Below are 25,409 nucleotides of genomic sequence, written 5' to 3' on the forward strand. Positions count from 1 at the left end.
CGTCTACAAGGTTCCTGGCCGTGAGCTGACGATCAACGTCAAGGTCACGAACACGACCTCCGAGCCGCTTCGCCTTGGCGAATATACGGCGGCCGGCCTGCGCTTCCTGAACCCTGACGTGTTCACGACGAAGCCCGACTTCCCGGATTATCTGTTGGCGGACCGCGGTCTGTCGACGGACCCGACGCCGATCGCGCCGGGCGAGACGAAGGAAATCGCCGTGAAGGTGCAGGACGCGCGTTGGGACATCGAGCGTCTGTCTGACCTGGCTTACGACACCGACAGCCAGATCGGCGGCCTCTTGATGTTCTTCTCGCCGACGGGTCGCCGCTTTGCGGCCGAAATCGGCGGTCCGGTCATTCCGAAGTTCGTCGCGGGCGATATGCCCTGATCGATACTGACGAATTGAACTAAAAAGCCCCCGGCCCAAAAAGCCGGGGGTTTTCTTTTGGGGAAGGGCCTGCGCCCCTGGGGAGCCTGCGCGCCTGAGGAAGGCCTGCGCGCCTGCAATCCCACGCGATGCGCGGGCGTCGCTCGATGCGCCGGTGCGTCCTTTCGACGCAAATCATGCAGCCGTTTTTACTCGCGTCGATTTCTGGCATTTGTCAAAAGTAGCAGAGCGTCCAGCGGCGCTGGCGATGCCCTGGCGAATGACAATCATCGAGCCGCGAACCAAAATCCGCTATAGAGGATGCAGGGCTCAGCAAGCTTCGCCGATAAGAGCGACAGCCCGGGAATCACAATGGATCGAGGGATGGAAATGAAGAATTGGCGTAGCATTGCAGCCGCAGTTCTCAGCGCGCTTTTCTCGCTGGCGTTGACCGCCCCGCTGCGCGCATCGGAGGGCGGCGCGGGGCCCGAAGCCATGTCAATGGGCAATATGTGCATGGTCATGTTCGGCTACGACATGATTCACATCACGGCCTATCAGCCCGGCAAATCGCGCAGTGAATATTGCGCCGAGATCCCGACCTCCGGACCAACCATTCTGGTGTTCGACATCGAAAATCCGACGTTTCGCGACATGCCGCTGGAACTGCGAATCATTCGCGATCCGCTGACGCCGATCACCAAGGGCACCGATCTTGAGGCGCTGACAGAGGTTCATCGTCCCGCGACCAAATACGTCAAGGGCACCTTCAATCTGGAGCACGATTTCAAGGAAAACGGCCATTATATCGGGCTCGTCACTCTGACCCGCCCCGACGGCACGCAGGAGACGTCCGAATTCAAATTCACGGTCGGCGAAACCCTGTGGGCCTGGGTGCCGCAGATCGCCGGGACCGTGCTCATCGCCGGCATCGTTTTCGTGTATTGGAAGCACACGCATCCCGCCGGCAAGAAGAAGGGTGCCGCCGACGCCGCTGTGTCTTGATCGCAGCGACATGCGTAAACATCTCAAAAAGAAGACCGGGCTCACGCCTCTGGGGAGGAACGCTATGACCAATGTTGACAGGACTTCGCCGGCGCGCGCGCGCCGGCAGGCCGGGTTCGGCTTCTCCGTCGCCGGGGCTTTCGCCTTCGTCATGGCAGCCGCCTTTGGGACGAGTTCGGCGCTCGCGCATTCTTTCCTGGTCGACGCTACCCCTTCTTCAAAGGAGCATGTCGCGGCGCCGCCAAAGACTGTCAAGCTACGGTTCGGCGGCGGAGTCGAACCGCCTTACTCGAAGATCACCATAGAAGCGCCGGACGGTAAGGTGCTCGCCGAAGGCAATAGCGCCGTTCCCGACAAGCCGCGCGAATTGTCGGCCAATGCGCCGGAACTCGCGCCCGGAAAATATATCGTACGCTACCGCGTGCTCTCCACCGACGGTCACATCGTCGAGGGAAACTATGAGTTCACCGTGGACGCCAAGTAAGCGCCATCGGGCGAGTGACAAGGCTCGCGGCTACGCTTGCGCGACACGCGGCTCGTTTCTCACTTCTCATGCGAGCTGAAGAGATGAGCGCCAGAGAACATCGGGCGAAAGAAAAATGTATCTCTCTCTTGCGGCGATCCGCTTCCTTCTGAGTTTGCCTTCGGCCCTCGCGGTCGGGCTCCTGCTCCTGCCGCGTCTCATCGGCGAGGACGGCGGGCGCTTCAAGCCTGCCGTCGCGGCGCTGGCGCTGGTGCGCGCACTTTTCGGCTTCGCGCTGCTGTATGTCACCGCGCGTGCGATCTTTCCCGCCGATCGTCCAATCGAATTCGACACGCTGTGGGAGTTTACCGTCAACACGAGCGTCGGAAACGCCTGGATAGGGACGCAACTGATCGCTTTCCTCTTCGCGGCTCTCGCGGCGGCGCGCCTCTTCGTCGCCTCAGATTTGCTCGATCAGGTGACGCTGTGGGTCGGCGTGGTCCTTATCGCCGTTGTTTCAGTGACCGGCCACGCCATCGACGACGGCCTGCCGCGGTGGACACAGGTGAGTTTCCTTCTCCACACGGCCGCCGGCCTCACTTGGCTTGGCGGCTTGCTCGGCCTTGTCTGGTGGATGTTCACGGCGCGCGGCAAACCGCCGGAAGTTGCGGCGCAGCTCGCCGAACGCTGGTCGTTCATCGCAAAGGTCGCCATGGCGATCGTCGCCGTTACGGGATTTGCGATCGCCTGGGAGAACGTCGGAAGCATCCCCAATCTGCTGGCGACGCCCTATGGTCGGATGCTGACGTTGAAGCTCGTTCTTCTGTGCGCCGTCTTGCTCGCGGCGCTAGCGCTCGCGCGATACATCACGCGCCGGCCTGATGGCGAATTCAACGTCGGCTGGTACAGCAAGGTCGGCGCGGGCGAGTCGGTCTTTGCGCTCGCGCTGCTTTCAATCGCCGGCTACATCGCGGTCATCACGCCAGCCTCGCACGAAACCAGTCTCTATTGGCCATTGCCATTTCGCCTGTCCTACATCGCGACGTGGGGACAGAACCCAGCGATGTTCAGCCCGATCTGGTGGTGGGGCATTGCCGGCGTCGCGCTTGCGATCCTGGCTGCGCTGATCTGGTGGACGCCAAGGACGCGCCAGTATCGTCTCTATGCGACGCCGGCCATCTCCGTCGCAGCGTTGATCTCGCTTTCCGTGTCCTTTGCGACAGAAGCCTACACCGACACCTATGACGATCCGACGCAGGACTACACTGCGGAATCGGTTTCGCGCGGGCTGACGCATTTTCAGGAGAACTGCGTCGGTTGCCACGGCGGGCAGGGCGAAGGCAATGGTCCCCTCGCCAAAGACCTTAAGAACCAGCAGGGACTTCCCGTCCAGCCCGCCGATCTGACGGCTCCGCATGTCGGCACCCATACGATCGGCGACATTTTCCACTGGCTGACTCATGGCGGGCAAAGCGGCGTCATGCCCGCCTTCGGCGAGCAGCTCGACGTCGACGACCGCTGGGATGTGATCAACTTCCTGCTGATGATGTCCTATTCAAACCGCGCGCGCTTCATGAGCCCTCAGCCCATGATCCAATGGCTGATCGCGCCTGATTTCGCGCTGATCGATCCAGAGGAGAATACAACGTCTCTCTTCAAGCTGCGGGGCGTTCCGACGCTGATCTCCTTTGCGCGCTGCGGATCGACAAACGGGGATCCCACGGCGCGCGCGGCAAGCGTGAAGAACGCTCATGCCGCCGCGAAAGCCGCTGGCGTAAACCAGGTGACGATCTATGACGCGGCCTGCCCGCAAGAGGCGAAAGGTCGAGAGGTTGTTCATGCCAAGGCGGTTGAGACCGCCTATTCGGTGATCAATCGCTACCCCAATGAAACGCCGTCCGAGGAGATCGAAGAGGCGCATTTCCTGGTGGATCGTTCCGGCTACATTCGGGCGCGTTTCCGCACATTTGCGCCCGACGACGGGAATGCTCAGAGACTGTCTGGACTCGCCGCCGAACTCGCCCGCGAACCCTTGATCGAGATCAGCCTGCATTCGCATTAGCGCGCCATATTGTCGCAAGCGTGAACGGGGCGCGAGGGTATCGGAGCGGCGCGTCCTTCGTCATGATGCCAAGCAGGCCGGCGAGAGATAAGTCCGGGCATAAAGGGAGAAGCGAGATGCTGAAGCGGCGTGAATTTTTGCTGACCGGCGGGACTCTGCTCACCGGGACGGCGCTCGGGCTCTTCGCCGGGCGTGGTTCCGCGACTGCGCATGAATACGACGTCGGCAGTCTGAAAGTGGAGCATCCCTGGCTTCGCGCCCCCGTCGACGGCGACAACAAGGCGCAGTTCTACGCAATGCTGCACAATAGTGGCGCGACGCCCGACAAGCTGATCGCCGTCAAGTCGGAAAAATTCGGGAACGCCGAGATTCACGGCGACGCGAAGAAGCTCGATCTGATCACGCCGATCGTCCTGCCGCCCAAGTCTAAAGTCACGCTCGCGCCTGGCGGCGTCTATGTGACGCTTCTGGACATCAAGAAGCATCTTGAGGTGGGCTGGGGCTTGGAGATGACGCTCGTCTTCGAAAAGGCCGGCGAAGTGGTTATTGACGCAGCGATCGATGCGCCGGACGCGGCCCATGCGCATGACGCCGAAGCCATGGAGCGTTGGCAGAAGGCGCATGGCCAGGACGCCGCCGGGCCCAAGGAAGGCGGGGCGGCGCATCACGAGCACCATCACATGGATAAGAAGTGATCGGATTGAGCGGATTGCGGCTCGTGGAGTTCGTCGATGTCGCGCAAGCAAAAACCGGCCGCTGGAAGGCTGCCGGTTTGTTCAGTGCGTGGAACCGCTAAGAAGATTGCGCGCGTCAACCGACGCGCGCTTGCTCGCCGCCTGCGATATGCGGTTTAGCGGTCGATCGTCACCAGACGACCAGCGAAAACGCCGCCGTCTGTGGCCACGGGCGTGGCCTTCTGGGCAGGCGAACCGATCGGCAGCGCGAAGCCGAGCACAAAGGCGGCCATCGCCATGGCGGCGACCAGCAGGAGCGAAACTCGAAACTGGCGGCGCGCCGAATCCCTGTCAAAGCTGCGCGTGAAGGCTGGCTCCATCTGATCTTCAAATTTGTCAACGAGCGACATTTTCCCTAATCCTCTCACATTCGCCCTTGTGTAACGCTTTGACCTCTCCCCAGGGCCCGCGCGCGATTAACTCGCGTCGCTGCGTTCTCAAGACAGAAACGAGAATGGGCTCAAAAAGGTTGCATCATTCTTCGGAAATTTTATAAATTTTTAAGAAGTGCATGAGACGGGGTTAACACTTGGCAATATTGATTCGATCAAATTGAGTCAAAGCTCAGTCGCCGATTCGGGCCTTTTGATAAAAGCCTATTGTTTTTCCTCAAAAAACACCGAGTCCAGCATGGCCTGACAATGGCGGCGGCGCGATGGCGCGGTCGAGCGGCTAGCGCCCGAACTCCGCGAGTGGTTGAAAGTCTTCGTCAACAATAGACCCATGTGGTCCTGCGAGCCTCGTGAAACTCGTTGCGACGCTACGCCGCGCAAATTATGGTGCGGCGCACTATCCCCTCCGCAGGACACTCCAATGACCTTCCTCGCCAACGCCCTGTCGCGCGTGAAGCCCTCGGCAACAATCGCGGTGACGCAGAAAGCCCGCGACTTGCGGGCGCAGGGCCGGGAGGTGATCAGCCTCTCCGTCGGCGAACCCGATTTCGACACGCCCGCGCACATCTGCGCCGCCGCGAAAGCGGCGATCGATCGCGGTGAAACCCGGTATCCGCCGGTGCTTGGCATTCCGCCGCTGCGCGAGGCTGTCGCAAAAAAATTCAAGCGGGAAAACGGCTTGGACTACAAGGCGTCGGATACGATCGTCGCCACCGGCGGCAAGCACATCCTGTTCAACGCTTTTCTTGCGACGCTCAATCCCGGCGACGAAGTGATTGTTCCTGCGCCTTACTGGGTGAGCTACCCCGAAATGGTGGCGATCTGCGGCGGAACGACCGTCTTCGTCGAAACGCGGATGGAGGATGGCTTCAAGCTCCAGCCTGAGGCGCTCGAACGCGCCATCACGCCCAAGACCAAATGGCTCGTGCTCAACTCTCCGTCGAACCCTTCGGGCGCGGCCTACGCATTCGATGAAATGAAGAAGGTGACGGACGTTCTGCTGCGGCATCCGCAGGTGCATGTCCTCACCGACGACATCTACGAGCACCTCGTCTACGGCGACTTCAAATTCGTCACGCCGGCCCAGGTCGAGCCCGCGCTCATGGAGCGCACGCTCACCATGAACGGCGTCTCCAAGGCCTACGCCATGACCGGCTGGCGCATCGGCTACGCCGCGGGGCCCAGCGTCCTGATCAAGGCCATGGACATGCTCCAGGGCCAGCAGACGTCGGGCGCCTGTTCGATCGCGCAATGGGCGGCGGTCGAAGCTCTTGAAGGGCCGCAGGACCATCTCGCCGTCTTCCGTAAAGCTTTTGAGGAGCGGCGCGACCTCGTGGTCTCGATGCTCAACCAGGCCAAATATTTGAAATGCCCGACGCCGGAAGGCGCGTTCTACGTGTTTCCCTCCTGCGCGGACGCCATCGGTCGTAAGACCCCCGACGGGAAGGTCATCGAAACCGACGAGGACTTCGTGACCGAACTCCTGGGAACGCAAGGCGTCGCCGTTGTGCAAGGCTCGGCGTTCGGCTTCGGTCCTAATTTCCGGGTGTCCTACGCCGCATCGAACGCGTTGCTCGAAGACGCCTGCCGAAAGATCCAGGCTTTCTGCGGAAGCCTCGTCTAACCCCACAATGCATTGCGCATTGCGCCCGCCGCTCTAAACTGACGTCCAGCGCGTCAGGCGGCGGGTCGTGGGTGAGCGCTTCGCGAGAGAGCGACATCTCGCGGCCCGGAGAGCGCGGAACTAAATTGCAAGTCCGCGGGCCGTTCGCTCGACGGACCCACGCTCTTGCGGAGACCTGCACCATGTCGATGTTCGCTCTCGTTTTCCTGGCTCTCGTCAGCGCGCTGATCGCCTACATCTCCTTCTTGCCCGATAAATTCCGCATCGCCCGCTCAATCGTGATCGACGCGCCGCCGGAAGTTGTCTTTCGCCACATCAACGATTTTCACAACTGGGCCGACTGGTCGCCCTGGGCTAAACTCGACCCGAATATGAAGCATGAATATGGAGGGACGCCGCAGGGCTATGGCGCGACCTATTCATGGTCCGGCGACAAGCAGGTCGGCGTCGGTCAGATGGAGATCGTCGAGAGCCGCCAGGGCGAGCGCGTCGGCATCAAGCTCGAATTCCAAAAGCCGTTCAAAGCCAAGAACGACGTGCAGTTCAATCTCAAGCCTTTGGGCGAGAACAGCACGGAAGTCACCTGGGCGATGTCCGGCCACCATGAATTTGTGGGCAAGGCGATGCATAAGTTCTTGAACATCGACAAGACCGTCGGAGCGCAATTCGATCGCGGCCTCGCGGACCTAAAGCGAGTCGTCGAGTCGCAGCCGAAAATCGCCGCGAATTGATCGCGCCGGGCGGCCTCTGGCGCCGTGAAGGAAGCCGCTGATGCTTTTTGGCCTGCAGATCGCCGCGATCATTCACAACTCAAAAAATGCGCGGCGCGCGAATTAGGCGCGCCGCGCGGAATGAAGTGACGCTACGCCGCGTCGAACATTTCCTCGACATGTTCCCAATTGACGAGATGGTCGAGAAACGCCTTCAGGTAGTCGGCGCGGCGATTGCGATAGTCGATGTAATAGGAGTGCTCCCAGACGTCGGCGACGAGGATCGGCGCGGCGCCATGGACGAGTGGATTTTCCGCATTCGGCGTCTTGCGAATGGCGAGCTTTCCATCCTTCGCTTCGAGCCACACCCAGCCGGAGCCGAATTGGCCGAGGCCTTCCTTCTGGAATTCTTCGCGGAATTTGTCGACCGAGCCGAAGGACTCGATGATCGCCTTCTCGACCTTGCCGGGAATGGCGCCGCCGCCGTTCGGCTTCATCCATTTCCAATAGTGGTGATGGTTGAAATGCTGGGCGACGTTATTGAAGATCGGCGTGTTGCGATTGTAGGCGGTGACGATCACTTCCTCGATCGGCTTGCCTTCGTATTCGGTGCCTTTCACCAGATTATTCGCGTTGGCGACATAGGTCGCGTGGTGCTTGTCGTGGTGATATTCGAAGGACTCGCGGGAAAGGTAAGGCTGCAGAGCGTCGTAGGGATAAGGCAAATCTTCCAGGGTGAAGGACATAATTCTCTCCTGAATACGTTAGACGAGCGTAGCCTGTCAGCCTCGGCTGCACGGGCTTAACTAAACCCGCGCGCCGCGTGCGGCAATATCGCGAGATCCCGAACGGCGCAGCTATGGTCGCTTTGTAGCGACAAAAAAGCATGGCTCGTCGGCGACCGAGCCATGCTGCAATCTTCGGGCCGCTTGCGTTAGGCGATTGCGTCGCCCGCTTGCGTCTTCTTCTTTGCGCCTGCGCGCAGCATCCACCACATCAGTCCGACAAGCGAGAAGAAGCCGACGGCGTAGAGGATATACTCGATCAGTCCCCAGAAGGTGTAGAGCCCCACCGAGAAGGGAAAGCGCGAGACCCATTCATTGCCAAGATCGTCGCGCACAGTGACGATTCCGACATAACGACCAGCATCCTTGAAGTCGTGTTCGAAGGTCATGATGCCGTTGCGATAGACCTTCGGCTCGAGATAGGCGACGGTGACCGCATTGAGGTTGGTCTTTTCCTTCTCTTCGCCGACATCCTTAACGACGCGGATGCCGATCGCCATGTCGCGCAGATCAGGCGAAACCGCAGTCAGCGCAATGACGGTCGGCCCGGTTTTAGCGATGTCCTCGCAAAACTCCGCTTCTTCTCCCGAGCGCTGATAGCCGATGAAGTGCATGGTGTTCGGACCGATCCGCAGCACGCACTCGTCTTGTTCGAGCATCACGCCGCCATGCGCGAAAGCGGCGGATGGCGCGACGAAAAAAGCTGCGGCCGCAATCACTGCGCCAGCCAGCAGCCCGCGCACGCCAGTTAAACTTGTCATCTACGATTCTCCCAACGATTGCCGACGGCGGCCGGTTTCCGGCGATCTTCCGCCGCACGCGCGCGTCGACGCTGTGACGATGACGTTTGTATTGAGTGATCGAATTACGAGTGTGGCGCCATGCCGCATCTTTAAAATACTATTAGCTCGTTGAACATAAAGGAAAATATATACAACGGTGGGGGCATGGCAGATAAATTCAACCACTACATGTTGATGTAGTATACATTAACATACGCATATCTTGTTTTCAAATTTCGCGGCGGCGCGGCGCTGCGCGCGCGTGCAAGTATTCGTGCGTCTTCCCCCGGGACTTGCGTTCCTATGGCGGTCGACGCGGCTTGTGATAGGTTCCGGCCCGGACAATCACTGAAGGATGGCGATGAGACGATACGGCCTGGGCGTCATTTTTCTCGGGCTCGCGCTCGCGCTTTGCGGCGCTTATGGCATGTGGTCCGGGTGGGATTACATTCAGCTCGAGCGCGGTTGGAGCCTGTTCATCGGCGGCGCCACGGCGGTCTCTGGCGGCGTGGTGACGATCGCGCTGGGGCGCGCAATCGGCGTGCTGGGCCGCATCGCCGACAAAGTTCCGGCGACCCAGGCGAGTGCGGCGCCGGATTTGGTGCAAGAGGCGCAGGCGGCGCAACAGCAGCAGCGTGTCGCCGCCACAGCGTCGAAGCCGCCGGTTGAAGTCGACCGATATATCGCCAGCGGATCCGTCTATGTGATGTTTTCCGACGGATCGGTGGAAGTGCAGACCGATGGCGCCGCGCGGCGCTATCCTTCGCTTGCGGCGTTGCGCGCCGACACTGGCGTCGGCGGCGGGTGACGCGCACTCAATTGCGCGCCGCGCTCCACATCAGGAAGAGCGCAGCGTCGCCTGGCAGACCTTCGGGAAAATCGACGATTTGCGCGGCGATACGAAAGCCGCGAGGGTGTAGTTCATTCCGCCACCGATGAAAGACGTCGGCTGGCTCGCCGCGCAGAGTCGCCGGCCAATGGGGGTCTGGCGCATTGATCGCGCGGCCGCCGTCGGCGCACAGCTGCGACGGAAATCGGATGAGCAAATGTTCGGTGAGGCCGGCCGCCGCACTGCGTCGCGCCTGCTCCAGCATCTCGCGCCATTGCGGCTCTGTCAGCCGCTGGCTCGCGAGATCACGAATGCGTTGTTCGCGCAGTTCGATCGCCACCCGTCGACGTTCGACGCGCTCGAGGTCGAGCTGACGCTCATGCGCCTCGACGAGTTCACGAAATTCCTGCGCCGTCGCGACGGCGCAGCGGTCGCCGGTTTGCTGCGGAAGGGAGATCAGCGGACGACGCCGATGCGCCTCCAAAGCCATCGCGGTAAAGCCTCCCGCCATCGCCTCCATGACTTCCTTGCGCAGCACGAGGCCGATGATCTTGTGCCCTTCGACGACGGGGATGCGTTTGAGGCTATGGCTCTCCATAATTCGCGCGATGTCTGGAACTTTGGCGAAGTCGGAAATCGATATTGCCGGCGACGTCATCACTTCGCGCAGCTCGCGACCATTCGAGTGAAAGAGGGGCTTAGGCCTGTTGCGCAGTAGAAATTCCGGAATGGCGCCAAGGTCGGGCAGCGGCTGCGGGCGCGCCTGTTCAAGATTGCTGCGCGTCACGATTCCGATGGGCGCCAGCTCGTCGTCGACGACCGGCACGGCGCCTAGTCCGCATTCGGCGAGAAGTTTCGCGACGTAATCGAGATCCGCGTCCGCCGTGACATAAGGAAAGTTGCTGTTCATCAGATCGCGCGCGATCATGCCGCCGTCTCGCCTCCCGATCCCCGTTACGCTCAGTCCGATAGTTCGATCGTCACCGGCACGTGGTCGGACGGGCGGGTCCAGCTGCGCGCGTCGCGCAGCACGTCTAGACGTTCCAGCCCGCCGCCAAGCGCCTCGCTCACCAGAATATGGTCAAGCCGGCGCCCCCGGTTCGACGCCTCCCAATCGGCGGCGCGATAGCTCCACCACGTATAAAGCTTTTCGTCCACCGGCACGAAATGCCGCATGGCGTCGACCCAAGCGCCCGCCTGTAACACCGCGGTCAGCTTCTCCACCTCGACTGGGGTATGGCTCACGACTTTCAATAACGCCTTATGGCTCCAGACGTCATGTTCGAGCGGCGCGACATTTAGATCTCCGACCAGCACCACGCGGCCGCGCGAGACCCCTTCGGTGACAATCCAGTCGCGCATTTCATCGAGAAAATCGAGCTTGTGCTGAAACTTCGGATTGATGTCGACGTCGGGTTCGTCGCCGCCGGCCGGCACATAGAAATTATGCAGCGATATCGGGCCGCTCCGGGCGTCGATTTCCACGCAGATATGACGCGCGTCGCCCTTTTCGCAGAAATCGCGCTTCTCGACGAAACGTAAAGGCCGCTTCGAAACGACGGCCACGCCGTGGTAGCCCTTCTGGCCGTTGATCGCGATATGCTCATAGCCGAGCGCATGGAGATCCTTCATCGGGAATTCGGCGTCCCGGCATTTCGTCTCCTGCAGGCAAAGCACGTCCGGCGCCCGGCTCTTGAGAAAGTCGGCGACGAGCGGCATGCGCAGCCGCACGGAATTGATGTTCCAGGTGGTGATCTTCAGGCTTGCTGCTTTCAATGCGGATCAGCTCTTGGTCTTGTCGCCGAAGAGGAAAGGCGCGACGTCCCTGACGCCCGGCTGCTTCTCGGCGATGAAGGGCGTCGGTCGACAGACGGCCATGGCGGAAAGGCCGACTCGCGCGGTGAGAAGCCCATTCAATACGCCTTCGCCGAGCTTTGCCGAAATGCGTGCGGCGATGCCGTGGCCGAGCGCCTGCTGAAGGATAGAGTCGCCGACCGCCACGCCGCCGGTGATGGCGAGATGCGCGCCGACCGAGCGGGCCAGCTTGAAGAAACCGAGCAGCCCCGGCTTGCCGCCGTAAATCTCCGCGATTTTTCGCATCAGCAAGATCGCCTGGCCGACGACGAAAAGCACGTCGAGGAGCGCGCGCGGGCTGATCGCCGTGACGACGGAGACGCGTTTGGCGGCGCCGGCGATTTCACGCCGCGCTTCTTGGTCCAGGGGCGCGACGAGATTACGCTCGGCAAGGGTGATCAGATCGCGTCCGTCGATAATTCGCTTCAAATAGTCGTTGAGCAGCGCGCGCGCCCGGCCGGTGTCCGGACGATCTTCATAGAGCTTGCAAAGTTCGCCGACGCGCTCGCGCGCAGCCTTACCGTCATCGCTCGCATGCGCCTCGGCCAGCGCGGCATGCAGCTTGGCGATACGATTTTGCCGGCCGATGGCGCGAAACTCGCGCGTGAGGGAGATAATGGCCGCGACCGCGGCGAGGCCGGCAAGGACCAGGCCCAGCGTCCCGAGAATGGCGGAGTGGCGGAAGGAGTCTTCGACAACCCCCCATATCCACATCGTCAGCGCCAGGGACAGAAGCCCGCTGACCGCGGAAAGGAAGACTCCGCCCCATGAGAAAACGTAGCGGCGCAGCATGCCATCGGCCTGCGCCGCTTCGACGGCGGCTTCATCCCCGGTCATGCCGTCCGCGAACTGGGCGGCCTCAAGCGCGAAAGCGTCAAATTCCGCTTCGACAACCTCGATAGACGGCGTCCCGGCGTCGTCTGTCGACGGCGTCGCCTTGGCGGTGACCGTCTGGTCGCCTTCGAGCCGAAAAGCCCGTGGGCGCGGCCTGCGTTGCTCAGTCATTCGATTCCTGATTTTGGCCTTCTTACCGCCTCGCGTTCGAAAACGCGACGCGCGCACATGTCGCCAGAGCTTCGAGGGAGCGATTTCAATTAAAAAAGGCGCCCACAAGGCCTCGACATATAGGCGGTCACCGCGACTGAAAACGCTTATTGCGGCGCGATAGCGCCTCCTTTAGCATCCTCAAGCCTTTCGCTGTCGAGAAGTATCGCGTTTTCACGGATGAACTCCATCATTTACGACATCGTCGCCCTTGCGATCGGCTATTTGCTGGGCTCCATCCCCTTCGGTCTCCTGCTCACGCGCGTCGCGGGCACGACGGACCTGCGGGCGATCGGCTCCGGCAATATCGGCGCGACCAATGTGTTGCGCACCGGGCGAAAGGATCTCGCGGCGGCGACCCTGCTGCTGGACGGCCTGAAAGGCACGGCGGCGGCGCTCATCGGCGCCTCGCTTTCGCCCGAAGGGGGCATGATCGCCGGTCTCGCGGCATTCATCGGCCATGTTGCGCCGGTCTGGCTGCAGTTTAAGGGCGGAAAGGGCGTTGCGACGTTTCTCGGCGTGCTCTTCGGGCTCAGCTGGCCGGCGGCGCTGATTTTCTGCGCCGTCTGGCTCTCGGCGGCGGCGCTGTGGCGTTATTCGTCGCTGGGCGCGCTGACCGCGAGCGCGACGGCGCCAGTGGTCCTGTTCATGCTCGGCCATCGAGCCGAAGCCTTTGTCGTGGCGGCGATGGCCGCAATCGTCTTCTATAGACATCGCGAGAATATCGCCCGTCTGCGCGCCGGCACCGAAACACGCATCGGACAGAAGGCGTGACCGGGGCGTCGCCAGGGCGATTGAGCGAAGAGCAGCTCGTCGACTGGCTCAGGCTCATCCGCAGCGAAAATGTCGGGCCGCGCACCTTCAGACAGCTCATCAATCGCTTCGGCGGCGCCGGCGCGGCGTTGGACGCGCTGCCGTCGGTTGCGGCGCGGTCCCTGCGCGGGCGGGTTATCCGCATCGCCACTCGTGAGGAAGCGCTGCGCGAGATCGAGGCGGCGCGCGCGCTCGGCGTTCGCTTCGCCACGACGGGCGATCCGGACTATCCGTCGCTGCTGCGGGAAATCGCCGATGCGCCGCCGCTCATCGCGATGCGCGGCGTGTCCTGGACCGCGCAGCGCGACGGCGTCGCGATTGTCGGCTCGCGCAACGCTTCAGCCGCCGGTCTCGCCTTCGCCGAACGGCTCGCGCGCAGCCTCGCGCTCGAGAATTACGTCATCGTTTCCGGCCTCGCGCGCGGCATCGACGCCGTCGCGCATCGCGCCACGCTCGAAACCGGCACGATCGCCGTGCTTGCCGGCGGCCATGCGCGACCGTATCCCGCCGAACATGCGCGGCTTGTCGAAGAGATCGCCGAGAGGGGACTGATCGTCTCGGAGATGCCCATCGAATGGGAGCCGCGCGGCCGCGATTTTCCGCGCCGAAATCGCATTATCTCCGGGCTCAGCCGCGCGACCATCGTCGTCGAGGCGGCGCGGCGTTCCGGCTCGCTGATCACGGCGCGTTTCGCCAATGAGCAGGGGCGAGAGGTCTTCGCCGTTCCGGGATCGCCGCTCGATCCGCGCGCCGAAGGCGTCAATGATCTCATCCGCCAAGGCGCGACGTTGTGTGCGCGCCCCGAGGACGTGATTTCGGTGCTTGCCGAGAACGCGGGGACCCCGCCGCGCAAGAATCTCTTTGACGACGACTCTCTCGAAGGACAGGACACGCTGATCGACGAATTGGATCTTTTCGCCGGCCTCGATGGCGCGGCGTTTGAGGAGAGGGCAGCTCCCAAGCGATTCTCGCCGCCAAGCCCGTCAGCGGATTGCGTCGCTGATCTCGACGCGCGTCCGCCAGGCGACGAGGCGCCGCAGCGCGACGCGCATGAGGTTATCCTGTCCCTGCTCGGGCCTGCGCCTATCGCGATCGACGATCTCATCCGCGTCGCCGGATTGACGGCGCGCGAAGTGCAGGGAGTCCTCGTCGAACTGGACATCGAGGGGCGCTTGCAGCGTCACGGCGCCAACAGCGTTTCCCTCGTAATCAACTAAAAGTTGTAATCAGGCCGATCTGTCGATTGGATAGCCGCCAAGCTCGCGCGCCCGCATGTCCGCCTCGGCGCGGGCGAGATTCAAAAAATAGCAGAGCATGGGCATGTCGCAGCGACTGGCGAGTTTCGCCATTTCGTCTGACATATCAGCAATATATGACGCGATGGACGCCGCTTCCTGATTGGCTTTGGCGCTGTCCGCGGTCATTGCGGAGGTCTTGCTACAATCTTTTTGAGAAGCATCTGGCCGGGGCATCGCTGTCAGTCTCCACGGACCACGAGGCAGGTTATGAATAAGGTAAGCATCGGAGTTTCTTGTATTTTTTTTCCATCACGCCTATCCCGTGTCAAGAACAAAATTCTATCAAAAGTTGTAATGCTGCGATGGAGGCCGCTACAGACGTTTCAAACGGTCCAGCGCGCCTTGCAGGATATAGGCGGCCGCCATTCGGTCGACGACTTCGGCGCGTTTGGCGCGCGAGGCGTTCTGCGCGATCAATTCGCGCGTTACAGCCGCGGTCGACAGGCGCTCGTCCCAGAAGGCGAAGGGCAGGGATGCGAGCTTGGAAAGATTCCGCATGAAGGCGCGCGTCGCCTGCGCGCGGGGCCCTTCCGTGCCGTCCATGTTGAGCGGCAGCCCGACCACCAGCGCGCAAATATCGAAATCGGCCGCGCGTTTGAGCAAGGCGGCGGCGTCTGGAGAAAACTTCGCTCGCGCGATCGTATCAAGTGGCGACGCGAGCCGCCGCTCAACGTCCGAAAGCGCCAATCCAATGGTTTTGGTCCCGAGATCCAATCCCATCAGCCGGCCCTTAGGCGGCAGAAGCGCCGCCAGTTCTTCAAGGGTCGTCGCGCGCATGGTCACCGCGATTTCGCTAACACGCCGCCGCATTTCCGCAAACTCAGCGGGCTCCGCGCTTCGGCTTTTTGCCTCTACGATCCGCTTCGCAACATTGCGCCGCGAAAGGCCAAGCGCTATAGCGCCCGTCGAGACCTTTCTTGCGGAGCCCTAGATGTCCGTTGATTCCGCGACCGTCCGCCGGATCGCCCATCTCTCGCGTATCGCCATCGAAGACAGCGAGGTCGAGCGCCTTCGCGGCGAACTCAACGCCATTCTGGCTTTCGTGGAGACGTTGAGCGAGGTCGATGTCGAAGGCGTTGAGCCGTTGACCTCTGCCTTGCCGATGCAAATGAAGAAGCGCGCCGACGTCGTGACCGACGGCGGCATCGCCGATGAGATTCTCGCCAACGCGCCTTTGCGGGAGGATCATTATTTCGTCGTGCCCAAGGTGATCGAATAGCGCTTGTCGCGCCGGCGCCGCGCATGCGGCGGCCTCAGATATAAAGGGACAAATGTCCGACCCCACGCATCTTTCATTGGCCGAGGCGCGCGACGCGCTCAAATCCAAACAGCTTTCCGCCGTTGAACTGGCGCAGGCGCATATCGACGCCATCGGGAAATCGCGCGCGCTCAACTGCTTCATCACGGAGACGCCGGAGGTCGCGCTGGCGCAGGCGCAAGAGAGCGACGCGCGCATTGCGCGCGGCGACGCGCGACCGCTCGAGGGTCTGCCGCTCGGGATAAAGGATCTCTATTGCTCCAAAGGCGTGCGCACGACGGCGGGGAGTCGAATTCTCGACGACTTCACGCCGACATATGAGTCGACAGTCTCAGCGAATTTGCTGCGCGACGGCGCGGCCACGCTCGGCAAGCTCAATCTCGACGAATTCGCGATGGGGTCGTCGAACGAAACGAGCGCCTTCGGCCCGGTCGTGTCGCCATGGCGCCGCGCCGCCGATCCCGACTCCAAGATCGTGCCGGGCGGTTCTTCGGGAGGCTCGTCGTCGGCGGTGGCCGCGCGTCTTTGCCTTGGCGCCACGGCGACCGATACAGGCGGCTCGATCCGTCAGCCCGCCGCTTTCACGGGCACTGTCGGCATCAAGCCGACCTATGGCCGCTGCTCGCGCTGGGGCATCGTCGCCTTCGCGTCGTCGCTGGACCAGGCGGGTCCGATCACGCGCACTGTGCGCGACGCAGCGATCATGCTCAGGTCGATGGCCGGCCACGATCCGAAAGACACCACCAGCGTTGACGCGCCTGTGCCGGACTACGAAGCCGCTGTCGGCACCTCTGTGAAGGGACGCCGCATCGGCGTGCCGAAGGAATATCGCATCGATGGAATGTCGGCGGAGATCGCCGCCTTATGGGATAAGGGAGTTGCTTGGCTGAAGGACGCGGGCGCGGAGATCGTCGAGATCTCCCTGCCGCATACACGCTACGCCTTGCCCACATATTACATTATCGCGCCGGCAGAAGCGTCCTCCAATCTCGCGCGCTATGACGGCGTGCGGTACGGGTGTCGCGAGCAGGGTCGCGACATCAGCGAAATGTACGAGAAGACGCGCGCAGCGGGCTTTGGTCCGGAGGTGCGGCGGCGCATTATGATCGGCACTTATGTGCTCTCCGCCGGCTATTACGACGCTTATTACGTCCGTGCGCAGAAAGTCCGCAGCCTGATCAAGCGCGATTTTGACGAAGCCTTCGCGTCCGGCGTGGACGCCGTCCTGACGCCGGCGACCCCGTCCACCGCCTTCGCGCAGGGAGAAAAGGGCGCCGCCGATCCTGTAGAAATGTATCTCAACGACGTGTTCACCGTTACGGTGAATATGGCCGGTCTTCCCGGCGTCGCCGTTCCGGGCGGCCTCGCGGCGAACGGCTTGCCGCTCGGGTTGCAACTCATCGGCAAAGCATTCGACGAAGAGACGCTGTTCTCGCTCGCTGCGGCGATTGAGCGGGCCGCGCCTAAGATAGAACTTCCGCAGCCATGGTGGCGCGAGGGCTGATGATGACGACGCCGGGCGCTGAAAAGGACATTGCGGAACGCCCGCGGCAAGCGCTGCAGGACGAAATGTCCGACGTGCGTCGCTTGATCGACGAGCTGGACGAAGAGCTTGTGACGCTGCTCGCAAAGCGCCAGCGACAGATCGAGCGGGCCGCGAGGATCAAACCCGCGTTGGGAATCCCCGCCAACGTGCCCGAGCGCGTCGAGGAAGTGTTGGCGCATGTGCTTGGCGCTGCGCGCCGCGAGGGACTGTCGGTTGAGGTCGCGATGACCCTGTGGCGCGCGCTGATCGACTGGTCGATCCAGTACGAAGAGCGGCTGATGGGCGCTCGCGCGCCAAAGGGCGACTCTCAAGGATCGGCGGACGGCGACCGCTCTTTCTGATCGCCGTTGGGGGCCTTTGTCTTGACGCGGACGAAACCGTTGCGGATCGACCAGCGCAGGACCTTTAGTGACCACCAATGGAAACGGCGCGACAGCCTCTGAGCGCCCGGCGAGTGCGGGGCGAGGATCGCAAGCCCCAATGGCAACATCCAGACCCCGAAGACAGGAAGCGGCGCAAGAATGGTTCCACCGAGGATCAGGCCGACGCCCACCGGAATGCTCACATAGCGGGGCGCGCCGCGCATGCGGGCGATGACGCCTTTTCGGCGGCTGTCCTCAGAATTGCGTTCCGTGGCCATCTCGCCCGTTTCCCTCTGCTGCGCGCCGGCCGTTCCGCTCTTGCGAAGCGTGGTTTATATGGAAGGCATAAGTTTAGCGAGGCGGATATGACGACACAGGCGGCTCCCAACAAGCTCATCAGCGGCGCAACCGGCGACTGGGAAGTCGTGATCGGCATGGAGATACATGCGCAGGTGACGAGCAACGCCAAGCTCTTCTCCGGCGCTTCCGCGGAGTATGGCGGCGCGCCCAACGATCACGTCTCTCTGGTCGACGCGGCCATGCCGGGCATGCTGCCGGTCATCAACGAGGAATGCGTCAAGCAGGCGATCCGCACAGGTCTCGGCTTAGAGGCCAAGATCAACCTGCGTTCGGTTTTCGACCGCAAGAACTATTTCTATCCCGACCTGCCGCAGGGCTATCAGATCTCTCAGTTCAAACATCCGATCGTCGGCGAAGGCGCCGTGATCGTCGACGTATCGCCGAGCGAGCGCATCACGGTGGGCATCGAGCGTCTGCATCTCGAGCAGGACGCTGGCAAGTCGCTGCATGATCTTTCGGCGACGGAAAGCCACGTCGATCTCAACCGCAGCGGCGTCGCGCTCATGGAGATCGTCTCCAAGCCCGACCTGCGTTCGGCGGAAGAGGCGCGCGCCTATGTTTCGAAGCTGCGGACGATCTTGCGCTACATCGGCTCCTGCGACGGCAACATGGAGCAGGGTTCGCTGCGCGCCGACGTCAACGTCTCCGTGCGCCGCCCCGGCGCGCCGCTCGGCACGCGCTGCGAGATCAAGAACGTCAACTCCATCCGCTTCATCGGCCAGGCGATCGAGGTCGAGGCGCGCCGACAGATCGGCATTCTTGAAGACGGCGGCGCGATCGCCCAGGAGACGCGGCTCTTCGATCCGGGGAGGGGAGAGACGCGCTCGATGCGCTCCAAGGAGGAAGCGCATGATTACCGGTACTTTCCCGATCCGGATTTGCTGCCGCTCGAGTTCGACCAGCCATATGTCGACGCGCTAAGGGCGCAGTTGCCGGAGCTGCCCGACGCGAAGCGCGCGCGCTTTATCGATCAATACGGCCTGCCGCCTTACGACGCCGGCGTGCTTGTGATGGAGCGCGCGGCCGCCGACTATTTCGAGGAGACGGCGAAGGGACGCGACGCCAAGCTTGCGGCCAACTGGGTGATCAACGAGTTGTTCGGCCGTCTGAACAAGGAGGCGCTCGACGTCACGCGCTCGCCAGTGTCGTCGCAGGCTTTGGGCGCGATCATCGACCTCATCTCGCAGAATGTTATTTCGGGCAAGATCGCCAAGGATCTTTTCGAGATCGTCTGGACGGAAGGCGGCGATCCCAAGGAGATCGTCGACGCGCGCGGCATGAAGCAGGTGACCGACACGGGCGCCATCGAAGCCGCCGTCGACGCCGTCATCGCCGCCAATCCCGACAAGGTAGAGCAGGCGAAGGCGAAGCCAACAATGCTCGGCTGGTTCGTCGGACAGGTGATGAAGCAGACGGGCGGCAAGGCGAATCCGCAGTCGGTGAACGAGCTGCTCAAGCGCAAGTTGGGCGTCTGACGCGCGCCCGTTCGTCGAAAAAAACGAATCAGTTCACGACGCGCGCTGCGCGATTCTTCTCCCAGCGAAGCCGTCGCGCGTCATTTTTTTTTGATCCGACCGCGCTGACCACAATTTTTTTTTCTCTCCGAATGCGCGACCTCGCGCGCGCCTCAGAGGCGCGCGCGGTCGGCGCCGCTCCACGTCGTCCGTCTCTCCGCCAGTGTCGAGTCGCCGGACCGCTACAGGCGCGTCCCGCAATTTTGCATCGCGTTCCGACATATCGCGCCGCGGCCGAACTCGGGCAGAGTGCGCGCGTCGCAACTGTTCGCGGATACGAAAGCAAATCAAGTAATTGAACAGCAGGCGCGACTTGCGCCAAAGCGTGCGTCCGCACGGCTGGAGGCCTTCTCGAAGCGGATGTCGCCAACCGATTCCGCGCGCGGATCGTCGTCAATAAAACGCGCGGCGCAAAGCTGTCGCGATAGTCTCGCCGAAGCGTTTGCAAAGCAGCTTCGCGATCATTTTGCTTGCCGCGCGACAGCGCTCAACATGCCTCGTCATGCGTTGCGTTGATCACTTCTGCGCGCGCAGCACTTGAACGACTGCTTAACCGCGTTACGCTATTTGCGCGTATTGTCGGTGGACCATAGTTCCGGCAATTCGGATCAAGGGGACTTATTATGGCGAGAGCTACAATGAAGCGTAAGCCGGCCAAGAAGGCTGCGGCGAAGAAAGGTGCGCGTAAAACCGCAAGGAAGGCTGCGACGAAGAAGTCGACGGCCAAGAAGGGCGCCCGCAAGGCTACGCGAAAGTCCGCTGCGAAAAAGACGACCCGCAAGGGCGTCCGCAAGGTGGCGACGAAAAAGCGCGGCGCTGTGAAGAAGGCCGGCGCCAAGAAGAGCACGCGCAAGGCTACCGCGAAGAAGCGCACGCCGCGCAAGGCGAAAACGCCAACCCCGCCAGCTGCGCCCGCGACCGCGTAAGCCGAAGCGCCTCGCATGCGCGATCGGTCTTTCGCGTCACTGCGGCAGCGCTTCATGCACTCATCGCCCGGGGGCGCGCGTCCAGTGAGACGCATCCCGGGCGATAGCATTCACAGCTCACTGCATTTTCAGCGCGGCGCGTCCGGCGCTCCCGCCTTTCGTTGCGCTTAGCGCGTCAGGCATTCCGTCGCGAAATCGCGCCACATCGGCAAACCCTCTTTCGACTCGCGTTTCATCCTGTCCCACTCCTCGGCGCAGGCCCGCATCTTCTCGCGCGCCGCGCGGGGAAGGGTCGGCGGCGGCTGGCTTGTATCGACCGGAGGCGGCGCTTGGGGCGGCGAAAGCGCGTCGACGCCAGGCGGCTGCGGAGTTTGCGGAGCGGGCTTCGCGCTCGGCGTCGGCGATACGACCGTTGGAGGTCGCGTTGCGCGGGGCTGCCGCGCCGCTGGTCGCCCCACGTCCCGTTGAGGCGCGAGGGGTCGTTGCTTTTGCTGCGCCGGGCCCGAGCGCGCTCGAGTCGGCGGCGTTGGCGTCGTCGGCTTGACCTGTGCGAACGATACGCTCGCCGCGAGAAGCGCGCTGGCGGCGATCGCCGAAGCGCGCGCCAGGCGGCTCAGAGAAGAGTTGCGCGAGCTGACTTTCAATGGTTTTTCCTCGCGCAAGCACATTGGCCGTCCAACCTCTATAGCCCGAAGTCCATTCGCCTCGAAAGCGCAGGACGGAGATGACCGGGGAAGGGTGCATGTCAACGAGGCCAGAGAGCGGAGGCGCCATGAACGATGCACGAAAGCCCGTTAAAGCAGCCGGGCGGCTGAGCCTGCTGCAGCGCCCGCGTCGCAATCGGAAGAGCGAATGGGCGCGTCGTCTCGTCAGGGAAAACGCGCTTGAGGTCTCCGACCTCATCTGGCCCCTCTTCTTGATCGACGGAGCCGATCGTCGCGAGCCGGTATCTTCAATGCCGGGCGTGTTCCGTTACTCGGTCGACGCGGCGGTCGAAGCCGTCGCAGAGGCGGCCGCGCTTGGCGTGCCGGCTGTGGCGCTCTTCCCCTATACCGATCCGGACCTGCGCGACGAAATCGCGAGCGCGGCGCTCGATCCCGAGAATCTCGTTTGTCGCGCCTGCCAGGCGATCAAGAGCGCCGTTCCCGACATCGGCCTCATTACCGATGTCGCGCTCGATCCTTATACGAGCCACGGGCATGACGGACTTCTCGTCGGCGACGAGATTGTCAACGACGCGACCGTCGCCGTTCTGGCGCGGCAGGCGGTCACTCAAGCGCGCGCAGGCGCGGACATCATTGCGCCCTCGGATATGATGGATGGACGCGTTGAAGCGATCCGCAACGCGCTCGACGCCGAGGGCTTCGAGAACGTTCAGATCATGAGCTACGCCGCGAAATATGCGTCGGCGTTTTACGGGCCGTTCCGTGACGCGATCGGCACCAGCAAGACGCTCAGAGGGGACAAGCGCACCTATCAGATGGACCCCGCCAACTCCGACGAAGCGCTACGCGAAGTGGGCCTCGACCTCGAGCAGGGGGCCGATATGGTGATGGTGAAGCCGGGAATGCCCTATCTCGATATCGTGCGACGCGTCGTCGACGTCTATCACGCGCCAACATTCGCTTATCAGGTGTCTGGCGAATACGCGATGATTGCCGCGGCGGCGCAAAACGGCTGGATCGATGGCGAACGCGCCATGCTCGAAAGTCTACTGGCTTTCAAGCGCGCCGGGGCCTCAGGCGTCCTGACTTATTTCGCGCTCAGCGCGGCGCGGGCGCTGCAAGGAAGGAAGTGACGCGTGCGTCGCTTCCTTCAAGCTTTGTTCAAAGAGAAAGTGGATCGTCACGCCGCGTCGCGCAGGCTGCGTACGCGGTCGTGGTTTTCCTTCACGCCCTGATACTGGCGCTGGACCATCGATCGAATCTCCGGAGGGAGAGGCTGCGCGATGGCCTGCTGATAGGCGTCCTTGGCGGCGTCCTCGCCGCGCTCGACCTCCTCCAGCACAGCCTGTTCCGATCGGCTCGTCAAAGCGGCCTTCAGATTTGTCCAAGCCCGGTGCATGGCGCCGGTCATGGAGCCGCTCTTCGAAGGCTCCCCGCCCAGGCTGACGATCTTGGATTCGAGCTCCTTAGCGCCTTCGGCGCAGCGCGCGGCCGCCGTTCGAAACACAGTCTTTAGCGTCGGATTTTCGACGTCTTCAGCCGCGGCCAGAAACCCTTGCTCGCCGTCGCGACTGATTTCGGCCAGCTCATTCAACGTGGTGATGACTTCAGACTTTTCCATTTTCCTGCCTCCCGAGGACGCAAGGGCGTACGGGTCCTAAACAATAGCCCGATTGCTTTGTTCCGGCGGATTGCAAGGCCGGAGCGTCGGCGGGACGGGCGACGCCGCGAGACTCCGAACTCGCGGGGTGGACAAAGACTCGCAAGCATGGTTTGCAGGACCGCCCGCTGCGCCGCTTTCGCGCGCGTCAGCGAGTTATCTTTCAGCCCCCCTCCAGGCCTCGCTAAAGATATGATTCGACGCGCCGTTCTTGTTGCCGCTCTATCGTTTTGCGCCGCCGGGCCGGCCCGAGCGGATTTTCGTCTGTGCAACAACACGAGCGCGCGCGTCAGCGTCGCCATCGCTTACACCGACGGGCGCAACTGGTTGTCGGAGGGGTGGTGGAACCTTCGGCCGAGCGTTTGCGAAACGCTTCTGCGCGGTCCGCTCGCCGCCCAATATTATTATGTCTACGCGATGGACGAGCGCGGCGGCGAATGGAAGGGCAAGGCGTTCATGTGCACGCGTGACCGGGAATTCCGCATCGACGGCCGAGAGGACTGTTTCGCGCGCGGCTTTGATCGAACCGGATTTTTCGAAATCGACACGGGACGGGACGCGAAGAGCTGGACGGTTCAGCTCACTGACCCCAACGCCGCGCCCGCGCAATAACTCAATTCAGGAACTGCTTCATCATGAGAAGGTCGCGGCGCGTCAAAATTATCGCAACGCTTGGTCCGGCGACGGTCGACAAAGCGGTCATCGCGGGGCTCGTGCGCGCCGGCGCCGACGTCTTCCGCATCAACATGAGCCATACGGATCATGCCGGGCTCGCCAGCTATGTTCGGATTATCCGCGAAATTGAGAACGACATCTCGCGCGCGATCGCCGTGCTCGTCGATCTCCAGGGCCCGAAGCTGCGCATCGGCGCCTTCGAAGAAGGCTCCGTTCATCTGCGCAAGGGCGACGTCTTCGTCTTCGACAGCGACCCCAAACCCGGCGACGCCACGCGCGTGCGCTTGCCGCATCCCGAGATTTTAGCGGCGCTCAAGGTCAATGATTCGATTCTCATCGATGATGGCCGCGTGCGGCTGCATGTGGTCGAAACGTCGCCGGAGCGGGCGCACGCCGTCGTCGACGTCGCTGGGCGCCTCTCGAACCGCAAGGGCGTCAGCCTGCCCGACACCGAAATTCCGATCACCTCGATGACCAACAAGGATCGCGCCGATCTCGACGCCGCGCTCAAAGAGCGCGTCGACTGGGTTGCGATCTCCTTCGTCCAGCGTCCCGAAGACGTCCTTGAAGTGAAGCAGATCACGCAAGGCCGGGTGATGGTCATGGCGAAGATCGAGAAGCCTCAAGCGATTTCGAGGCTCGAGGAGGTGATCGAGGTTTCTGACGCGTTGATGGTGGCGCGTGGCGACCTTGGCGTCGAAGTGCCGCTCGAGCGCGTGCCTGGACTTCAAAAGCGCATCAACCGTTCGGCGCGACGGCTGGGCAAGCCGGTCGTCATCGCGACGCAGATGCTCGAGTCGATGATCCTGTCGCCCTTGCCGACGCGCGCCGAAGTGTCCGACGTCGCCACCGCCGTCTTTGAAGGCGCGGACGCCGTCATGCTCTCCGCCGAAAGCGCGGCGGGGCAATATCCGCACGAAGCCGTCGCCACCATGAGCCGGATCGCGGAAGAGGTCGAGACGGACGCGATCTACCGCTCGATCATCAATGCCCAGCGCGGCGAATTGCCCAATCCAACCTCAGCCGACGCCATCGCCGTCGCCGCCCGCGACGTGGCGCAAACGCTTCATTCGAAGGCGATCATCGCCTGGACGTCATCCGGCACGACGGCGCTGCGGATCGCCCGCGAACGGCCGCAGTCGCCGATTCTCGCGCTGACGCCGAAGCGCGACACCGCGCGTCGCCTGGCGCTTGTCTGGGGCGTGCACGCGCTGGAGACGCGCGACGCCGTCGACATTGAAGATATGGTGGGGCGCGCCTGCGAATATTCGGAGAGCGAGGGGTTCGGCGGCCCTGGCGACCGGGTCATCATCGTCGCCGGCATGCCTTTCGGCACGCCGGGCGCGACAAACATGATCCGCATCGCACATTTGGGTGAGCAGCGCCAAGACGGCGACGTCTAGTCCTGCAGCTGCAGCTTATCGGCGGACGACCTGCCGCTACGCTTGTCCACGACAAGTTCGTAGGAAACCTTCTGGCCTTCAGCGAGGCTGTCCAGGCCTGCGCGCTCGACGGCGCTGATGTGTACGAAGACGTCCTGGCCGCCGGCGTCCGGCTGAATGAAGCCGAAGCCCTTTTGTGCGTTGAACCACTTTACGGCGCCTGTCGGCATGGCTTTTCCTTTCAAAATAGCAGGAACGCTGCGGATCGCTGCGTTCTTCTCAGTCAATCGGAGCTT

The 25,409-nt window shown here is 62.5% G+C and carries 29 protein-coding genes; 18 read left to right on the top strand and 11 right to left on the bottom strand.

From position 1 onward, the window contains the following. The 5 genes from IYX23_RS07855 to IYX23_RS07875 all read left to right on the top strand — a co-directional run. The coding region (locus IYX23_RS07855; RefSeq protein ID WP_246716574.1) for a methane monooxygenase/ammonia monooxygenase subunit B at positions 1 to 391 on the top strand (391 nt) is incomplete at its 5' end. Between the two features lie 369 nt (positions 392 to 760). Further along, on the top strand, positions 761 to 1,375 hold the full coding sequence (locus IYX23_RS07860; protein ID WP_196392373.1) for a hypothetical protein: 615 nt from the start codon (positions 761 to 763) through the stop codon (positions 1,373 to 1,375). A 64-nt stretch (positions 1,376 to 1,439) separates the two neighbouring features. Continuing rightward, positions 1,440 to 1,859 (top strand): copper resistance CopC family protein, encoded by a 420-nt coding sequence (locus IYX23_RS07865; RefSeq protein ID WP_196392374.1) that lies wholly within the window; start codon positions 1,440 to 1,442, stop codon positions 1,857 to 1,859. A 115-nt stretch (positions 1,860 to 1,974) separates the two neighbouring features. Next, entirely contained in the window at positions 1,975 to 3,900 is a 1,926-nt protein-coding gene (locus tag IYX23_RS07870) for a cytochrome c (protein WP_196392375.1), read from the top strand. A 116-nt stretch (positions 3,901 to 4,016) separates the two neighbouring features. Then, the gene (locus IYX23_RS07875; RefSeq protein WP_196392376.1) at positions 4,017 to 4,595 is read left to right on the top strand and encodes a copper chaperone PCu(A)C; all 579 of its coding nucleotides are present in this window, start codon (positions 4,017 to 4,019) and stop codon (positions 4,593 to 4,595) included. Positions 4,596 to 4,750: 155 nt separating this feature from the next. On the opposite strand, the gene IYX23_RS07880 is transcribed toward IYX23_RS07875, so the two are convergent. Continuing rightward, positions 4,751 to 4,984: a hypothetical protein gene (locus IYX23_RS07880; RefSeq protein ID WP_014893014.1), complete on the bottom strand. Its 234-nt coding sequence runs from the start codon at positions 4,982 to 4,984 to the stop codon at positions 4,751 to 4,753. 463 nt (positions 4,985 to 5,447) lie between these two features. On the opposite strand from IYX23_RS07880, the gene IYX23_RS07885 reads away from it, so the two are divergent. Next, positions 5,448 to 6,650 (top strand): pyridoxal phosphate-dependent aminotransferase, encoded by a 1,203-nt coding sequence (locus IYX23_RS07885; RefSeq protein ID WP_196392377.1) that lies wholly within the window; start codon positions 5,448 to 5,450, stop codon positions 6,648 to 6,650. A 182-nt stretch (positions 6,651 to 6,832) separates the two neighbouring features. Continuing rightward, positions 6,833 to 7,381 carry an SRPBCC family protein gene (locus IYX23_RS07890; protein WP_196392378.1) on the top strand — a complete coding sequence of 183 codons (549 nt, stop codon included), beginning with the start codon at positions 6,833 to 6,835 and terminating at the stop codon, positions 7,379 to 7,381. Positions 7,382 to 7,512: 131 nt separating this feature from the next. Here IYX23_RS07890 and IYX23_RS07895 read toward each other — a convergent pair whose 3' ends face one another. Then, on the bottom strand, positions 7,513 to 8,106 hold the full coding sequence (locus IYX23_RS07895; protein WP_196392379.1) for a superoxide dismutase: 594 nt from the start codon (positions 8,104 to 8,106) through the stop codon (positions 7,513 to 7,515). Between the two features lie 188 nt (positions 8,107 to 8,294). After that, a complete protein-coding gene (locus IYX23_RS07900; protein ID WP_196392380.1) occupies positions 8,295 to 8,906 on the bottom strand; it encodes a hypothetical protein in 612 nt (203 codons plus the stop codon). 382 nt (positions 8,907 to 9,288) lie between these two features. Between IYX23_RS07900 and IYX23_RS07905 the strand changes: the two genes are divergently transcribed. Next, positions 9,289 to 9,735 carry a hypothetical protein gene (locus IYX23_RS07905; protein WP_246716576.1) on the top strand — a complete coding sequence of 149 codons (447 nt, stop codon included), beginning with the start codon at positions 9,289 to 9,291 and terminating at the stop codon, positions 9,733 to 9,735. A 7-nt stretch (positions 9,736 to 9,742) separates the two neighbouring features. Here IYX23_RS07905 and IYX23_RS07910 read toward each other — a convergent pair whose 3' ends face one another. The 3 genes from IYX23_RS07910 to IYX23_RS07920 are packed head-to-tail and all read right to left on the bottom strand — an operon-like array spanning position 9,743 to position 12,615. Continuing rightward, positions 9,743 to 10,684: a CBS domain-containing protein gene (locus tag IYX23_RS07910; RefSeq protein WP_196392382.1), complete on the bottom strand. Its 942-nt coding sequence runs from the start codon at positions 10,682 to 10,684 to the stop codon at positions 9,743 to 9,745. Between the two features lie 32 nt (positions 10,685 to 10,716). Further along, a complete protein-coding gene (locus IYX23_RS07915) occupies positions 10,717 to 11,532 on the bottom strand; it encodes an exodeoxyribonuclease III (protein WP_196392383.1) in 816 nt (271 codons plus the stop codon). A gap of 6 nt (positions 11,533 to 11,538) precedes the next feature. Continuing rightward, positions 11,539 to 12,615: a TIGR01620 family protein gene (locus IYX23_RS07920; protein WP_196392384.1), complete on the bottom strand. Its 1,077-nt coding sequence runs from the start codon at positions 12,613 to 12,615 to the stop codon at positions 11,539 to 11,541. 219 nt (positions 12,616 to 12,834) lie between these two features. Between IYX23_RS07920 and plsY the strand changes: the two genes are divergently transcribed. Next, positions 12,835 to 13,428 (top strand): glycerol-3-phosphate 1-O-acyltransferase PlsY, encoded by a 594-nt coding sequence (gene plsY, locus IYX23_RS07925; RefSeq protein WP_196392385.1) that lies wholly within the window; start codon positions 12,835 to 12,837, stop codon positions 13,426 to 13,428. Next, a complete protein-coding gene (gene dprA, locus IYX23_RS07930; protein WP_196392386.1) occupies positions 13,425 to 14,684 on the top strand; it encodes a DNA-processing protein DprA in 1,260 nt (419 codons plus the stop codon). The genes plsY and dprA overlap by 4 nt, the downstream gene beginning before the upstream one ends. Before the next feature lie 9 nt (positions 14,685 to 14,693). On the opposite strand, the gene IYX23_RS07935 is transcribed toward dprA, so the two are convergent. After that, entirely contained in the window at positions 14,694 to 14,891 is a 198-nt protein-coding gene (locus IYX23_RS07935) for a hypothetical protein (protein WP_246716578.1), read from the bottom strand. Between the two features lie 186 nt (positions 14,892 to 15,077). Next, positions 15,078 to 15,542, bottom strand: a complete 465-nt coding sequence (gene ruvX / locus IYX23_RS07940; RefSeq protein WP_018408645.1) for a Holliday junction resolvase RuvX — start codon at positions 15,540 to 15,542, stop codon at positions 15,078 to 15,080. Between the two features lie 154 nt (positions 15,543 to 15,696). Here ruvX and gatC point away from each other — a divergent pair, with 154 nt between their 5' ends. Genes gatC through IYX23_RS07955 form a run of 3 tightly spaced genes read left to right on the top strand, consistent with a single transcriptional unit; the run spans position 15,697 to position 17,910 of the window. Continuing rightward, entirely contained in the window at positions 15,697 to 15,984 is a 288-nt protein-coding gene (gene gatC / locus IYX23_RS07945; protein WP_018408643.1) for an Asp-tRNA(Asn)/Glu-tRNA(Gln) amidotransferase subunit GatC, read from the top strand. A 52-nt stretch (positions 15,985 to 16,036) separates the two neighbouring features. Further along, positions 16,037 to 17,527, top strand: coding sequence for an Asp-tRNA(Asn)/Glu-tRNA(Gln) amidotransferase subunit GatA (gene gatA, locus IYX23_RS07950; protein WP_196392388.1), 1,491 nt, complete (start codon positions 16,037 to 16,039; stop codon positions 17,525 to 17,527). Next, positions 17,527 to 17,910 carry a chorismate mutase gene (locus IYX23_RS07955; RefSeq protein ID WP_246716580.1) on the top strand — a complete coding sequence of 128 codons (384 nt, stop codon included), beginning with the start codon at positions 17,527 to 17,529 and terminating at the stop codon, positions 17,908 to 17,910. Before gatA ends, IYX23_RS07955 begins: the two co-directional genes overlap by 1 nt. Here the strand turns inward: IYX23_RS07955 and IYX23_RS07960 are convergent. After that, positions 17,877 to 18,209: a hypothetical protein gene (locus IYX23_RS07960; protein ID WP_196392389.1), complete on the bottom strand. Its 333-nt coding sequence runs from the start codon at positions 18,207 to 18,209 to the stop codon at positions 17,877 to 17,879. The genes IYX23_RS07955 and IYX23_RS07960 overlap by 34 nt on opposite strands. A gap of 87 nt (positions 18,210 to 18,296) precedes the next feature. Here IYX23_RS07960 and gatB point away from each other — a divergent pair, with 87 nt between their 5' ends. The 3 genes from gatB (at position 18,297) to hemB (ending at position 22,529) form a co-directional block, all read left to right on the top strand. Then, positions 18,297 to 19,766 (top strand): Asp-tRNA(Asn)/Glu-tRNA(Gln) amidotransferase subunit GatB, encoded by a 1,470-nt coding sequence (gene gatB, locus IYX23_RS07965; RefSeq protein WP_196392390.1) that lies wholly within the window; start codon positions 18,297 to 18,299, stop codon positions 19,764 to 19,766. A 677-nt stretch (positions 19,767 to 20,443) separates the two neighbouring features. Beyond that, positions 20,444 to 20,731, top strand: a complete 288-nt coding sequence (locus tag IYX23_RS07970) for a histone (protein ID WP_196392391.1) — start codon at positions 20,444 to 20,446, stop codon at positions 20,729 to 20,731. A 772-nt stretch (positions 20,732 to 21,503) separates the two neighbouring features. Further along, positions 21,504 to 22,529 carry a porphobilinogen synthase gene (gene hemB, locus IYX23_RS07975; protein WP_196392392.1) on the top strand — a complete coding sequence of 342 codons (1,026 nt, stop codon included), beginning with the start codon at positions 21,504 to 21,506 and terminating at the stop codon, positions 22,527 to 22,529. A 47-nt stretch (positions 22,530 to 22,576) separates the two neighbouring features. On the opposite strand, the gene IYX23_RS07980 is transcribed toward hemB, so the two are convergent. Next, on the bottom strand, positions 22,577 to 23,017 hold the full coding sequence (locus tag IYX23_RS07980; protein WP_196392393.1) for a PA2169 family four-helix-bundle protein: 441 nt from the start codon (positions 23,015 to 23,017) through the stop codon (positions 22,577 to 22,579). Between the two features lie 231 nt (positions 23,018 to 23,248). Between IYX23_RS07980 and IYX23_RS07985 the strand changes: the two genes are divergently transcribed. Beyond that, positions 23,249 to 23,668, top strand: a complete 420-nt coding sequence (locus tag IYX23_RS07985) for a DUF1036 domain-containing protein (RefSeq protein WP_196392394.1) — start codon at positions 23,249 to 23,251, stop codon at positions 23,666 to 23,668. A gap of 23 nt (positions 23,669 to 23,691) precedes the next feature. Then, positions 23,692 to 25,134: a pyruvate kinase gene (gene pyk / locus IYX23_RS07990; protein WP_196392395.1), complete on the top strand. Its 1,443-nt coding sequence runs from the start codon at positions 23,692 to 23,694 to the stop codon at positions 25,132 to 25,134. On the opposite strand, the gene IYX23_RS07995 is transcribed toward pyk, so the two are convergent. After that, positions 25,131 to 25,343 carry a cold-shock protein gene (locus IYX23_RS07995; RefSeq protein ID WP_014893040.1) on the bottom strand — a complete coding sequence of 71 codons (213 nt, stop codon included), beginning with the start codon at positions 25,341 to 25,343 and terminating at the stop codon, positions 25,131 to 25,133. The genes pyk and IYX23_RS07995 overlap by 4 nt on opposite strands. Positions 25,344 to 25,409: the final 66 nt, after the last annotated feature.

Origin of the sequence: Methylocystis sp. L43 (assembly GCF_015709525.1) — a bacterium.
Classification (GTDB): Bacteria; Pseudomonadota; Alphaproteobacteria; order Rhizobiales; family Beijerinckiaceae; genus Methylocystis.

Excerpts from the sequence above, each read along its gene's own strand:
- IYX23_RS07875 (WP_196392376.1), top strand. The coding sequence starts at position 4,017 with ATGCTGAAGCGGCGTGAATTTTTGCTGACCGGCGGGACTCTGCTCACC.
- IYX23_RS07995 (WP_014893040.1), bottom strand. The coding sequence starts at position 25,343 with ATGCCGACAGGCGCCGTAAAGTGGTTCAACGCACAAAAGGGCTTCGGC.
- IYX23_RS07895 (WP_196392379.1), bottom strand. The coding sequence starts at position 8,106 with ATGTCCTTCACCCTGGAAGATTTGCCTTATCCCTACGACGCTCTGCAG.
- IYX23_RS07910 (WP_196392382.1), bottom strand. The coding sequence starts at position 10,684 with ATGATCGCGCGCGATCTGATGAACAGCAACTTTCCTTATGTCACGGCG.
- pyk (WP_196392395.1), top strand. The coding sequence starts at position 23,692 with ATGAGAAGGTCGCGGCGCGTCAAAATTATCGCAACGCTTGGTCCGGCG.
- IYX23_RS07865 (WP_196392374.1), top strand. The coding sequence starts at position 1,440 with ATGACCAATGTTGACAGGACTTCGCCGGCGCGCGCGCGCCGGCAGGCC.
- hemB (WP_196392392.1), top strand. The coding sequence starts at position 21,504 with ATGAACGATGCACGAAAGCCCGTTAAAGCAGCCGGGCGGCTGAGCCTG.
- IYX23_RS07860 (WP_196392373.1), top strand. The coding sequence starts at position 761 with ATGAAGAATTGGCGTAGCATTGCAGCCGCAGTTCTCAGCGCGCTTTTC.
- gatB (WP_196392390.1), top strand. The coding sequence starts at position 18,297 with ATGACGACACAGGCGGCTCCCAACAAGCTCATCAGCGGCGCAACCGGC.
- gatA (WP_196392388.1), top strand. The coding sequence starts at position 16,037 with ATGTCCGACCCCACGCATCTTTCATTGGCCGAGGCGCGCGACGCGCTC.
- plsY (WP_196392385.1), top strand. The coding sequence starts at position 12,835 with ATGAACTCCATCATTTACGACATCGTCGCCCTTGCGATCGGCTATTTG.
- IYX23_RS07870 (WP_196392375.1), top strand. The coding sequence starts at position 1,975 with ATGTATCTCTCTCTTGCGGCGATCCGCTTCCTTCTGAGTTTGCCTTCG.
- IYX23_RS07985 (WP_196392394.1), top strand. The coding sequence starts at position 23,249 with ATGATTCGACGCGCCGTTCTTGTTGCCGCTCTATCGTTTTGCGCCGCC.
- IYX23_RS07900 (WP_196392380.1), bottom strand. The coding sequence starts at position 8,906 with ATGACAAGTTTAACTGGCGTGCGCGGGCTGCTGGCTGGCGCAGTGATT.
- IYX23_RS07890 (WP_196392378.1), top strand. The coding sequence starts at position 6,833 with ATGTCGATGTTCGCTCTCGTTTTCCTGGCTCTCGTCAGCGCGCTGATC.
- IYX23_RS07980 (WP_196392393.1), bottom strand. The coding sequence starts at position 23,017 with ATGGAAAAGTCTGAAGTCATCACCACGTTGAATGAGCTGGCCGAAATC.
- IYX23_RS07920 (WP_196392384.1), bottom strand. The coding sequence starts at position 12,615 with ATGACTGAGCAACGCAGGCCGCGCCCACGGGCTTTTCGGCTCGAAGGC.
- IYX23_RS07905 (WP_246716576.1), top strand. The coding sequence starts at position 9,289 with ATGAGACGATACGGCCTGGGCGTCATTTTTCTCGGGCTCGCGCTCGCG.
- IYX23_RS07955 (WP_246716580.1), top strand. The coding sequence starts at position 17,527 with ATGATGACGACGCCGGGCGCTGAAAAGGACATTGCGGAACGCCCGCGG.
- IYX23_RS07935 (WP_246716578.1), bottom strand. The coding sequence starts at position 14,891 with ATGACCGCGGACAGCGCCAAAGCCAATCAGGAAGCGGCGTCCATCGCG.
- ruvX (WP_018408645.1), bottom strand. The coding sequence starts at position 15,542 with ATGCGCGCGACGACCCTTGAAGAACTGGCGGCGCTTCTGCCGCCTAAG.
- IYX23_RS07970 (WP_196392391.1), top strand. The coding sequence starts at position 20,444 with ATGAAGCGTAAGCCGGCCAAGAAGGCTGCGGCGAAGAAAGGTGCGCGT.
- IYX23_RS07885 (WP_196392377.1), top strand. The coding sequence starts at position 5,448 with ATGACCTTCCTCGCCAACGCCCTGTCGCGCGTGAAGCCCTCGGCAACA.
- IYX23_RS07880 (WP_014893014.1), bottom strand. The coding sequence starts at position 4,984 with ATGTCGCTCGTTGACAAATTTGAAGATCAGATGGAGCCAGCCTTCACG.
- IYX23_RS07960 (WP_196392389.1), bottom strand. The coding sequence starts at position 18,209 with ATGGCCACGGAACGCAATTCTGAGGACAGCCGCCGAAAAGGCGTCATC.
- gatC (WP_018408643.1), top strand. The coding sequence starts at position 15,697 with ATGTCCGTTGATTCCGCGACCGTCCGCCGGATCGCCCATCTCTCGCGT.